Raw genomic sequence first — 12,029 nt, forward strand, 5'->3', positions numbered from 1 at the left:
GGGATGCATACAACATGAAAGAGCTTCTGTATATAGGCGCTGGCGGATTTTTGGGTACACTGACCCGATATGCCATTCAATTGGGGATTCCATCAGCCAATGTAGGCTTTCCTTGGGCAGTCCTGCTGATTAACGCGCTTGGCAGCCTGTTTTTGGGCTGGTTCTTTACCATTGCCGTCCCAGACAAAATAATAGCTCAACTTCGTCTTGCGATAGGCACCGGATTTACAGGTGCATTTACTACATTTTCTACATTTACGCTGGATATTGTCCGCCTATCCGAGAACGGCATGTGGACGAAGGCCGTAATTTATATAGTGGCGAGTTTGCTCGCGGGTTTGCTGCTCTGCGCGTTGGGAATCCAGCTTGGACAGCTCATGCGGGGTGAATCGTCACAGGATGGTGCAGCATGATGATCTGGATTGGACTGGCAGGTACTTTGGGGGCCATACTTCGTTACAGTCTGGGGCGATGGATCTCAGGAAAATTGGGCACAGCTATTCCATGGGGGACTTGGATCATTAATATCAGTGGTTCTCTGCTGCTGGGCTTGTTATATGGATGGCATCAATCAGAGATGATCTCGGATGGACTTTGGGTTGTGTGGGGCACCGGATTTTGCGGAGCCTATACAACGTTCTCGACCTTCGGGTATGAAACGATTCAATTGCTCACCATGAAACGGTATCCATCAGCTATTCTATATGTAGTAAGTTCCGTTTTACTGGGTGTAGCTGCCTCCTTTGCTGGCGTTTGGTTCACGGCATAACTAAAAATTTTAAATGTTTTTTCAGGAAAAAGCAGGAAAAAAGCCATCCTTCATGGTATACATGAAAGATGGCTTTTATGATGGGAATACAGGGTATTCCACATAATCTATACATATTGAAGGCTTTCCTGATTATTGCATTGCTGGTACAGGTACTTTTTGAACCTGATCAATCGTGCCACCGCCGAGACAAACATCACCATCATAGAATACAACGGCTTGTCCCGGGGTAATCGCTTTTTGTTGTTGATCGAACTGTACATCCACGCTTCCGTCTTCCTGCCAAGTCAGAGTGACACCTTGATCCGGCTGACGGTAACGGAATTTGGCGGTGCAGCGGAAAGGTACGTTAGGCACTTGGTCAGCACCAGCAATCCAGTTAACGCCAGTAGCCGTCAAACCTGTTGAGTACAGGCTCGCGTGCGCATCGCCTTGAACCACAAGCAGCTGATTTTTCTCCAGATCCTTATCGGCCACGAACCAAGGTTCACCATTGCCGGAACCGCCAATACCCAAACCTTGGCGCTGTCCGAGGGTGTAATACATCAGTCCGTCATGACGGCCTTTTACTTCACCCGTTACAATATCAACCATGTCTCCGCCTTTGGCAGGAAGGTAGTTGCTCAGGAATTCCTTGAAGTTACGCTCGCCGATAAAGCATACACCTGTGCTGTCTTTTTTCTTAGCCGTGTACAGGCCTGCTGCTTCAGCAATTTTCCGTACTTCCGGTTTAGGAAGATGGCCGATCGGGAACATCGCTTTGGACAGCTGGTTCTGGCTTAGTGCATTAAGGAAGTAGGTCTGGTCCTTGTTGCTATCTACGCCACGCAGCAGTTTGAACGTGCCGTCTTCTTCGATAAGGCGAGCATAGTGCCCTGTGGCAACGTAGTCAGCGCCCAAATCAAGCGCCTTGTTCAGGAATTCGCCAAATTTGATCTCGCGATTGCACATGACATCTGGATTTGGCGTCCGACCTGACTTATATTCATCAAGGAAATAGGTAAATACTTTATCAAAGTACTCTTTCTCGAAGTTGACAGTGTAATAAGGAATGCCGATCTGTTCACAAACCCGGCGAACGTCCTCTGAATCTTCTTCAGCGGTACAGTGGCCGAACTCGTCCGTGTCATCCCAGTTTTTCATGAAAATGCCGATGACATCGTATCCCTGCTCCTTCAGCAGCAAGGCGGTAACGGAAGAATCGACACCTCCGGACATGCCAACGACGACCCGAGTGTTCTCAATTGTTTTGGACATCGTTATCACCATTTCTATATATAAATGTGTTTCGCTTCTATTCTAGCATAACCGGACTCAAGTTACGATACACCCGGCCAATTTTGGATAGTGTCCACTCCAGGCGCACAATTTGGAATATCGTCAATCTTTCTTTTCCATAAAGCTTGCAGATATGTTAACATTAGCTGAGGGTTATGATCGGAATACGGAGGATTACGTGCATGAGATCTGTATTATTCATATCCCCCTGTGGCGGATCATGAAAAACACGGTCTTGCATCACGCCAAGTATATATTGTAATAGTTTTTCTGAAAATTGAAAGAGGTGACTCCTTTGAAAATATCGACAAAAGGCCGTTATGGGCTAACTATCATGATGGAGCTGGCAGCCAGAACTGGCGAAGGCCCTACATCCCTTAAAAGCATTGCGGAGCGCAATCAGCTCTCGGAACATTATCTGGAGCAGCTGATCGCACCGCTGCGTAATGCCGGACTCGTCAAGAGTATCCGTGGAGCATACGGCGGATATATCTTGGCAGGAGATCCTGCAACAGTGACTGCAGGTGACGTGATTCGTGTTCTGGAGGGGCCGATCTCCCCAGTGGACTTCACCGAGGAAGATGACCCGGCCAAACGGGATCTGTGGCTGCGCATTCGTGACAGCATTGCAGAGGTGCTGGATTCCACAACGCTCAAAGACCTGATTTCATTCCAGGATCAGGAACAAAAAGACAGCTACATGTTCTACATCTAATCAAGGTGGTTATGGAACATTCAGCCATACACTAAAGCCCCCATTATGGGGGCTTTAGCCATGCAAAGCAACATTTTATACCCATAAATCAAATGAAATTTCAACATATAACGGGGTGAATTCAATGAACAGAATTTATTTGGACCACGCTGCATCCACGCCCATGCATCCGCAGGTGGCGGAAGCGATGATGAAAGTCATGACAGGCCAATATGGCAATGCTTCGAGCATACACTCTTTTGGACGGGATGCGAAGCGGACGGTTAGCGGAGCAAGGGACAGTATTGCGGCTTCCTTGGACTGTTTCCCGGATGAACTCGTATTCACGAGTGGTGGCACGGAAAGTGATAATCTGGCGATCTTTGGTGCGGTTTCTGCGCGAAAAGAGCAGGGGAAACACGTGATTACAACGGTGATTGAACACCATGCGGTTCTTCACAGCTGCCAGGAGCTTGAACGTCAAGGTTATGAAGTTACCTATCTGCCTGTCGACGAGCATGGAAGAATAAGTTTGGATGAGCTTCAGGAGGCGATTCGGCCGGATACGGTACTGATTACGATGATGTTTGCCAATAACGAGGTAGGAACGATTCAACCCATCCGCGAAATAGGGGAGCTGGCACGGAAGCATCAGATTTTATTTCATACCGATGCAGTACAGGCTCTGGGCACCCAAAACATCTCTTGTAAAGATCTACCGGTTGACTTGATCAGTTTCTCTGCGCATAAAATTAATGGGCCCCAAGGTGTAGGGGCACTTTATGTGCGTCGTGGCATTGTACTGGAAGCCAAATCCCATGGAGGACTGCAAGAGCGTCAGCGCCGAGCAGGTACGGAGAATATAGCAGGAATTGCCGGATTTGCAGAGGCACTCAACATTGCGACAGCGCAAGCAGAGACGCATCGTCAGCATGACCTGGAATTACGGAAGCTTTTGTTAAAACAGCTGGAAATCCATGTGGGCAAAGCCCATTTTCACGTGAACGGTCATCCCGAATATACGCTGCCCAACATTCTGAATATCAGTTTTCCTGAGGTATCTACAGAAACCATGTTAATGAACCTGGATATGGAAGGCATCGCGGTTGCGAGCGGTTCTGCATGTACATCAGGCTCTCTCGAAGTATCTCATGTACTCAAAGCAATGATGCTGCCGGAGGCATTTTTGCATTCAGCGATTCGTTTTAGCTGGGGATTGGGTAATACTACGGAAGAAATCATGAAAACCGCCGAAAAAATTGGAACCATTCTTGAACGATTGCGTAATAGACCCTAAGGGGCTCTTTTGCACATGGAACAAAAGGAGGGAAGAAGTTCCATTTCATCGGTTAGATAGAAGCGGTTTTGATGATCGGCGTCTGATTGCCACTCATCAACTTTGGGCATACCTAGCAATAGCGCCGCGCCTATTTAATGATAAGAAGATGAGGAGGACCCTGCGATGAAGCTTCAGGAAATGATCGGACTAGCCGTTTTTGATGTCGAGGACGGGAAACAGGTCGGTAAGATCCAGGATTTCATTGTTAGTGACGATTGGAAAATTGAAGGCATTGAACTTGAGAACAAAGGCCTGTTTACCAATCATGTCAAAATCGTGCAGTGGCAAGACATTGTTGCCTACGGCGAAGATGCCGTCATGATCCGTAATCAACAGGCTGTCCGCAAGACGGGAGCCGACGACATAAAACACACGTATCTTCTTGGCCAATCTAAATTGAAAGAGATGTCTGTGCTGACCGAGGAAGGTTTGCTGCTTGGACGAGTCTCCGATGTTTATTTTGACCAAGAGTTGGGAAATACAATAATAGGGATTGAAATTACGGACGGTTTTGTGTCCGATCTGATCGAGGGCCGTAAATGGCTGCCATGTACAAGCGATATGTCTATCGGGGAAAGTGCCATTATGGTGCCTCCACTGAGTGAACAGCGCTTGGAAAATGCCATTCATTCTGTTAATGGATAGGTGAATGTATATGAAATGTCCAAATTGTAGTTCCAAAGATATTGGGAAAATTGGTTCCCACCAGTTCTATTGCTGGGGTTGCTTTATTGAACTGAACGTAAACGGTGAGAAAATGTCTGTATATCAAGTTGAAGAAGATGGAACGCTCAGCTCGCTTGACGATCTATTCTTCGGGGAAGAGCTGCCACAGGACTTCCCGCATCTGCACGCATCTTCTTAAAATGCGAGTGAAACTTCCTCTATATGCGGTTTTGTGACAACGAACGTCACGGACCATGTCGCAAAGCGACGACAGATGTGTATAGATGACAGTTACATAGCAGTCTGTCCAGCATACATTAATGTATGCCGGGGCAGGCCTCAACATGCGTCTCCTTCCTTAGTGAAGGGGGCGCTTTTTTGTTTTCTTCTTTTCCACATCTGTGCGGGGTTAATAAATATTCCCTTTCCTACATATACTGACTCTCAGAGCCAGTCCAAAGGGGAGAGATGCAAGTGGAGCAATTAACAAAAAACAAGCTGTTCCGTTATGCCATCTGGCTGCTGCTCGGCTTGATCATTCTGTATTTTATATGGCTGTTAAGGCCCTTGCTGCTTCATATATACGGATTCCTGAAAACCGTTCTTGCACCGTTTATCGTGGCTCTTATTATTTCCTATGTGCTTAATCCCATTGTAAGTATGTTGGGCGGACGGAAGGTGCCACGCTCCATCGCTGTTTTGCTGATCTATGCTTTTTTTCTCACCTGTATCGGCGTTATACTCATGAATGTCATCCCGGTGCTGATTGAACAGCTTGAAGAACTGAACGAGCATATGCCTGAATTGTCGATGCGCGCGCAGAGCTTAATGAACAGCATGGATCATAAATTGATGCCACCAAGTGTACGCACAGGCATGAACAGCTGGTTCTTCCAGATGGAAGACCGTCTCACCCAAGGCATAACGATGTTGATGGACAACATCGGAGCCACGATCAATGTGCTGTTTAACGTATTTATTGTTCCGTTTCTCATTTTCTATATGTTAAAAGACTTTGAGGTGTTCGAACGCACGGTCGTTGCGTATCTGCCGCGTTCTCGCCGCAAAGCCATCGTATCGGTCATGAAGGAGATTGATACGGCACTCGGCAATTATATTCGGGGACAGTTCATCGTCTGTGTCATTGTTGGCATCTTCGCCTATATCGGTTACGTGATTATTGATATGCCTTACGCGCTGCTGCTGGCCAGCATTGTAGCCGTATTTAATATTGTGCCATACCTGGGGCCTTTCCTGGGTGCGGCGCCAGCTGTAGTTATGGCTTCAACCGTATCTGTTAAAATGGTCCTGCTGGTGGTCATCGTAAACACGCTATGTCAGGTGCTGGAGAGCAATGTCATCTCCCCGCAGGTTGTAGGGCGGACGCTGCATCTGCATCCATTGTCGATTATTTTTGCGCTGCTTGTAGGTGGAGAGCTGGCAGGGATTGTAGGTCTTATTCTGGCGGTGCCTGTTTTTGCCGTTTTGAAAGTCATCGTGCAGCACTTTTTTGCCTATTACATCAAGCGAAGAACGGATTGACAGCCCGGGGGTGAAGCATCTTGGGGTACATTGACACTCGCATGGCGTACCGATATAATGAAGTCACATGTTTCAAAAATGAAATCGATGATGAAATGAAGTACGCCGGGGGTTCCTTTCCTCAGAGAATAGACTTCTTCGGATCAGATTCAGATCTGACCGATGGCTGGAAGAGTCTTGAAAGTTGAAGCGGCGGAAAGCTGATTTCGGAGTGCAGGACAACCCTGCCGGGCGCGACCGTTATTCGCATTAACGAGGAGATTGCTGATTTGGTCCGAAATGAGGGACAGGCAGCAATAACCAGGGTGGTACCGCGATAACATCGTCCCTGATATTTCAGGGGCGTTTTTTGTGTTTGTTTTTACAAAAGCAATGTTTACCAACCGGGGCAAATAGCACCGGACTATTATAATTAATTGGGGGCAGTCCGTATGAAAGCCAGTGAAATCCGTTCCAAATGGATAGAGTTTTTTGCAAGTAAAGGTCACAAAATTGAGCCAAGCGCATCGCTCGTACCTCACAACGATCCTTCCCTTTTGTGGATCAATGCGGGAATGGCGCCGCTTAAGCCGTATTTTGACGGACGTGAGAAACCGGAGAATCCGCGTCTCGCGAACTCCCAGAAATGTATTCGTACCAACGATATCGAGAATGTCGGCAAAACACGCCGTCACCATACGTTCTTCGAAATGCTGGGTAACTTCTCCATCGGAGATTATTTCAAAGAAGAAACCATTACTTGGGCATGGGAATTCCTGACGAGCAAGGAATGGATCGGATTCGATCCAGAGCGTCTGTCGGTAACGGTTTATCCGGAAGACGAAGAAGCTTTCAAACTGTGGAACGAAAAAGTGGGATTGCCGGCAGAACGTATCATCAAACTGGATGAGAACTTCTGGGATATCGGTGAAGGCCCATGCGGTCCATGTACCGAAATATTCTATGACCGCGGTGAAGCCTACGGCAATGACATGAACGATCCGGAAATGTACCCGGGCGGGGAAAACGAGCGTTACCTTGAAGTATGGAACCTGGTATTCTCCCAGTTTAATCACAACAAGGATGGCAGCTATACGCCGCTTCCTAACAAAAACATTGATACAGGTGCAGGTTTGGAGCGTTTTGCTTCCATTCTGCAGAACGTGGATTCCAACTTTGACACAGACCTGTTCCAACCGATGATTCAAAGAACAGCGGCACTTGCCGGTGTGAAATACAACGACAGTGTTGAGATTGATGTAGCGCTGAAAGTTATTGCTGACCATATCCGTACCGTTGCTTTTGCAGTAGGCGATGGCGTTCTGCCAAGTAATGAAGGACGTGGATACGTTATCCGCCGCCTGCTGCGCCGTGCTGTACGCTACGGAAAGGTTCTCGGATTGGACCGTCCATTCCTCTATGAACTGACAACAACAGTCGGTGAAGTCATGGGCGTATACTACCCAGAGGTGGTGGACAAGCAAGAATTTATCGCGAAGGTCATTAAAACCGAAGAAGAACGGTTCCACGAAACACTTAGTGACGGATTGGCGATTCTGGCAGACATCAGTGCTGCAGCCAAATCCGAAGGTCGTACGGTAATCAGTGGTCCGGAAGCATTCAAATTGTATGACACATATGGCTTCCCGTTTGACCTTACTGAAGATTATGCGGCAGAGCATGGCTTGACTGTTGATCGTGAAGGTTTCGATGCATCCATGCAGGAACAACGTGATCGTGCACGTGCAGGCCGTCAGGAAAGCGAAAGCATGAAGGTCCAAGGCGGACCACTTGCTGATCTGGAGGTTAAAAGCGAGTTTGTTGGTTATACTGACCTGTTGACGGAAGCAAAAGTGGTTGCCATTGTTGCAGGCGATGCCCTTGTCGATTCAGTAAGCGAGGGACAAACCTGTCAGGTGATCCTCGATAAAACTCCGTTCTATGCAGAGAGCGGCGGACAAGTCAGCGATCAGGGCTTGCTGCGCGGAGCAGGCGTTACTGCCAAAGTACAAGGGCTGTTCAAAGCTCCGCAAGGACAGCACGTACACATGGTAAGCGTAGAGTCGGGTGAATTGCGTGTAGGTGATGTGATTCAAGCGGAAGTGGATGCGTCCAAGCGCGGAGATATTATCAAAAACCATACCGCTACCCATTTGCTGCACAAAGCACTTAAGGATGTGCTGGGTACGCATGTCAATCAGGCAGGTTCCCTTGTGGAGCCGCAGCGCCTGCGGTTTGACTTCTCTCACTTCGGTAGCATTACACCGGAAGAATTGACAGAGATTGAACGTCAGGTGAATGAGCAGATCTGGAATCGCCTGAATGTGAACATTGAATTGAAGGCCATTGATGAAGCCAAAGAAATGGGCGCTATGGCATTGTTCGGTGAAAAATATGGAGATATTGTACGTGTCGTACAAATCGGTGACTACAGTTTGGAACTTTGTGGCGGCTGTCACGTAAACAATACATCGGAGATTGGCATGTTCAAGCTTGTCAGCGAGAGCGGCATTGGTTCCGGTGTACGCCGGATCGAGGCTGTAACCGGTCGTGGTGCGTACCTCTTCGTTGAAAGTCAGCTGGAGCTGCTCAAGCAATCGGCAGCCCTGCTCAAAGCCAATGTTGCAGATGTGCCTAAACGGATCGAAGGTCTCAACCAACAGCTGAAAGAAGCTGCGAGAGAAACGGAATCGCTGCAAAGCAAGCTGAGTGCCATGGAAGCAGGCTCGTTGACGGATCAAGTGGTACAGGCAGGAGATACACAAGTGCTCGCAGCCCGCGTGGACGCACCGAACATGGATGCACTGCGTACCGTTGCCGACGAATTGAAAGTGAAGCTGCCTGATGCTGTGCTCGTTCTGGGTGCTCCTGCAGATGGCAAAGTAAACTTTGTGGTTGCTGTTCCTGCTGAGAAAGTGAAGCAAGGTCTTCATGCCGGTAAAATCGTCAAGGAAGTTGCAGCAGTATGCGGCGGTGGCGGCGGTGGACGTCCAGACATGGCACAAGCCGGAGGCAAGGATGCGTCCAAGCTGGATGAAGCACTGAAACTGGCCGTTTCACTCATCGCACAATAACGGACAAGCAAAAAACACAATTGCATTCTCCTTTATTTACTCGTGGCAGTCAGAATATGTTATTATATAAGCAGAAATCAATTCGGCAGGACATGGTCCCCATGTTCATGCAGGAGCGAGGTGTCATCAATGGACTCCATGGATAAGACGGTTAAATTTAATGTGAAAGCTGACGAGCAGGAAGCATCCTCCAAAGAGATTCTTCTCACGGTGTATGATGCACTGGTGGATAAGGAGTATAATCCAATCAACCAGATTGTCGGGTATCTGATTTCGGGAGACCCTGCATACATTCCTCGTCATAACAACGCACGCAGTCTGGTCCGGAAGAAGGAGCGCGACGAGCTGATTGAAGAGCTTGTACGTTCTTATCTGGCCAATCACCGGTAATGTATACCGCTTCCGCTGTGAGCAGCCATGCATGCAGCGGGAAATGAACCGACAGAAGACAGCCTGAAGCTTGAGAAGGGAAGAATCTTATCTTCCCGCACGGGCTTGAGGATGGGAGAGCATGGATGAAAATATTAGGTTTGGACTATGGGGACCGAAGAATCGGAGTTGCCGTTAGTGACGCCTTCGGTTGGACTGCCCAGGGATTAGAAGTGCTTGAACGCCGCCGGGATGAAGGTGAGTTCGGTCGCATTGCTGAACTAGTGCGTGAGCACGAAATCAGCGAGATCGTTGTCGGGCTCCCCAAAAACATGAACGGCACCGTAGGGCCGCGTGGTGAAATTTGCATTGCTTTTGCCGAACGCCTGCGGGGCGAACTGAATTTACCTGTTCACCTTTGGGATGAACGGCTGACAACCATGGCAGCAGAACGAACGCTGATTGAAGCGGATGTCAGTCGAAAAAAACGCAAGCAGGTTGTGGACAAAATGGCCGCAAGCTTGATTTTGCAAAATTATTTGGATGCGAACAGTAAAAGGTGAGGGGGATCAACAATGGCTGAAGATCAACTGGGTATGGAAGAAGAATCGGAGATTATTTACATCGCGGATGACGAGGGCAATGAAGAAGAATTCGAAGTCATCATGAAGTTTGAAGTAGATGGGTCGGAGGCCAAGTATATGATGGTTGCTCCGGTTGAACCTGAAGATGGCGAAACGGATGTATATGCATTCCGTTACGAAGAAGATGGCGACGATATTAAACTTTTCGTCATCCAAGATGATGCCGAATGGGATATTGTCGAGGAGACGTTTAATACATTTTTAGCTGAAGATGAAGAGGAAGCGAACTAAATGACGGAATATAGCCGCAAAGACCTGAAATGGACAGATTCACTGCGTCTGGCATTCGGTGCTCATGTTGAGCTCGAGGAAGAGAACGGTAAATCGCAACCGTATGACTTGTTGGCTGAGTTTGAAGTCCATGGTCAACAGTACGCGGTACTCCGCAGTTCATTGCGTCCTTATGACGAGGTTGAACTTCTGCGGGTATTGCCGGGAAGCGAAGACCAGATCATGCCTGAGTTAGTTACGATTGATGATGACGAAGAATGGGAGAACATCTCGGAACTGTACGATGAGTGTACCCTCCCGATTGACGAAGATTAACCAGCTTCAAATTGAAGAAACCGGAAGGGCGGAGAAGTCCGCTCTTTTTGGTTGTGTAAAGGAGTTGTGTCTTTTTTGAAAGGGAAAGTCATATTAGTCATTCTGCTTATCCTTGTAATTGTGGCCGGAGGGGCAGGTGCTGCAGTCTGGAACATGATGCGACCTGTTTCGGATTCGGCAGAACCGGTTGTATTCGAGATCAAAAGCGGATCTGGAACATCGCAAATTGCGGATCAGCTTGAGCAAGAGGGACTGATTCGAAGTGGTCTAGCTTTTAAAGGGTATTTGAAGTGGAAGAACCAAGGATCGAGTTTTATGGCAGGTACATATTCCATGAAGCCTGGCGTGTCATACGATGAGATTATTACCAAGCTGAACAGCGGTGAAGTTGTACCGGAAGAAATGGTGAAGTTTACGATTCCTGAAGGATATACTGTACTGCAAATGGCAGATAAATTGTCTGCAGAAGGTGTCGTAGAGCGTGAAGAATTCATCAAGCTGGCGAATGATCCGTCTTCCTTCGATGTCGATATCATTAAGGATATTCCTGTGGATGAAGAACTTCGTTACGCTTTGGAGGGATACTTGTTCCCTGAAACCTATGAGCTCAAAAAGGGCAGCTCCACCCATGACGTCATGCAGCGAATGCTTGAAGAATTTCAGACCAAAATCAATACCATACCGGATCTGGATTCCAAACTGAAAGCCCGTAATCTCTCTTTGCATGAGCTGCTTACGATCGCTTCCCTTGTGGAGCGAGAAGTTGTGGTGGATGAGGAACGTGCTCTGGTTGCAGGCGTTATTGATAACCGGATCAAGCAGGACATGAAGCTGGAGATTGATGCAACCGTTCAATATTTACTGGACAAGCCGAAGGCACGATTATTGTTCAAAGACTTGAAGGTGCAGAGTCCATATAATTCGTATCTCAACAAGGGACTGCCGCCAGGGCCAATTGCAAGCCCGAGTTTGGAGTCTATTGAGGCTGCTCTGGCACCGGAAGCTTCAGACTACCTGTTCTATGTTACGAAGAAGGATGGTTCATCCGGGCACCTGTTTGCCAAAACGTATAAGGAACATCAGCAAAATATAGCCAAAAGTAAGGCTGCGCAATAAGCGGAGGGGATGT

14 protein-coding genes are annotated in these 12,029 nt (G+C 47.9%); 13 read left to right on the forward strand and 1 reads right to left on the reverse strand.

Annotation, left to right across the window (positions count from 1 at the left end; all coding sequences use genetic code 11):
* Positions 1-14: 14 nt before the first annotated feature.
* The gene (gene crcB, locus ABIC22_RS15920; RefSeq protein ID WP_354482062.1) at positions 15-413 is read left to right on the forward strand and encodes a fluoride efflux transporter CrcB; all 399 of its coding nucleotides are present in this window, start codon (positions 15-17) and stop codon (positions 411-413) included.
* The gene (gene crcB / locus ABIC22_RS15925; protein ID WP_127538635.1) at positions 410-769 is read left to right on the forward strand and encodes a fluoride efflux transporter CrcB; all 360 of its coding nucleotides are present in this window, start codon (positions 410-412) and stop codon (positions 767-769) included. The genes crcB (ABIC22_RS15920) and crcB (ABIC22_RS15925) overlap by 4 nt, the downstream gene beginning before the upstream one ends.
* A 132-nt stretch (positions 770-901) precedes the next feature.
* Here the strand turns inward: crcB (ABIC22_RS15925) and mnmA are convergent, their stop codons facing one another.
* Positions 902-2,026: a tRNA 2-thiouridine(34) synthase MnmA gene (gene mnmA, locus ABIC22_RS15930; protein WP_141236692.1), complete on the reverse strand. Its 1,125-nt coding sequence runs from the start codon at positions 2,024-2,026 to the stop codon at positions 902-904.
* Between the two features lie 316 nt (positions 2,027-2,342).
* Here mnmA and cymR point away from each other — a divergent pair, with 316 nt between their 5' ends.
* From cymR to mltG, 11 genes are all read left to right on the forward strand, one after another.
* Positions 2,343-2,762 carry a cysteine metabolism transcriptional regulator CymR gene (gene cymR, locus ABIC22_RS15935; protein WP_127538637.1) on the forward strand — a complete coding sequence of 140 codons (420 nt, stop codon included), beginning with the start codon at positions 2,343-2,345 and terminating at the stop codon, positions 2,760-2,762.
* A gap of 124 nt (positions 2,763-2,886) precedes the next feature.
* Positions 2,887-4,038, forward strand: coding sequence for a cysteine desulfurase family protein (locus ABIC22_RS15940; RefSeq protein WP_095359786.1), 1,152 nt, complete (start codon positions 2,887-2,889; stop codon positions 4,036-4,038).
* Positions 4,039-4,203: 165 nt separating this feature from the next.
* On the forward strand, positions 4,204-4,725 hold the full coding sequence (locus ABIC22_RS15945; protein ID WP_095289518.1) for a PRC-barrel domain-containing protein: 522 nt from the start codon (positions 4,204-4,206) through the stop codon (positions 4,723-4,725).
* Between the two features lie 10 nt (positions 4,726-4,735).
* Positions 4,736-4,945, forward strand: a complete 210-nt coding sequence (locus ABIC22_RS15950; protein WP_095289519.1) for a hypothetical protein — start codon at positions 4,736-4,738, stop codon at positions 4,943-4,945.
* A gap of 275 nt (positions 4,946-5,220) precedes the next feature.
* Positions 5,221-6,288 carry an AI-2E family transporter gene (locus tag ABIC22_RS15955; protein ID WP_095289520.1) on the forward strand — a complete coding sequence of 356 codons (1,068 nt, stop codon included), beginning with the start codon at positions 5,221-5,223 and terminating at the stop codon, positions 6,286-6,288.
* A gap of 431 nt (positions 6,289-6,719) precedes the next feature.
* Positions 6,720-9,341, forward strand: a complete 2,622-nt coding sequence (gene alaS / locus ABIC22_RS15960; protein ID WP_127538640.1) for an alanine--tRNA ligase — start codon at positions 6,720-6,722, stop codon at positions 9,339-9,341.
* A gap of 129 nt (positions 9,342-9,470) precedes the next feature.
* Positions 9,471-9,731, forward strand: a complete 261-nt coding sequence (locus ABIC22_RS15965) for an IreB family regulatory phosphoprotein (protein ID WP_024633073.1) — start codon at positions 9,471-9,473, stop codon at positions 9,729-9,731.
* Between the two features lie 125 nt (positions 9,732-9,856).
* Positions 9,857-10,273: a Holliday junction resolvase RuvX gene (gene ruvX, locus ABIC22_RS15970; protein WP_095289522.1), complete on the forward strand. Its 417-nt coding sequence runs from the start codon at positions 9,857-9,859 to the stop codon at positions 10,271-10,273.
* A 12-nt stretch (positions 10,274-10,285) separates the two neighbouring features.
* Positions 10,286-10,585: a DUF1292 domain-containing protein gene (locus tag ABIC22_RS15975; RefSeq protein ID WP_127538641.1), complete on the forward strand. Its 300-nt coding sequence runs from the start codon at positions 10,286-10,288 to the stop codon at positions 10,583-10,585.
* A complete protein-coding gene (locus ABIC22_RS15980) occupies positions 10,586-10,900 on the forward strand; it encodes a DUF1292 domain-containing protein (protein ID WP_127538642.1) in 315 nt (104 codons plus the stop codon).
* Between the two features lie 75 nt (positions 10,901-10,975).
* Positions 10,976-12,016 carry an endolytic transglycosylase MltG gene (gene mltG, locus ABIC22_RS15985; protein WP_246058407.1) on the forward strand — a complete coding sequence of 347 codons (1,041 nt, stop codon included), beginning with the start codon at positions 10,976-10,978 and terminating at the stop codon, positions 12,014-12,016.
* Positions 12,017-12,029 lie beyond the last annotated feature (13 nt).

Source organism: Paenibacillus sp. PvP094 (genome assembly GCF_040546835.1).
In the GTDB taxonomy this organism is placed as follows: Bacteria; Bacillota; Bacilli; order Paenibacillales; family Paenibacillaceae; genus Paenibacillus; species Paenibacillus illinoisensis.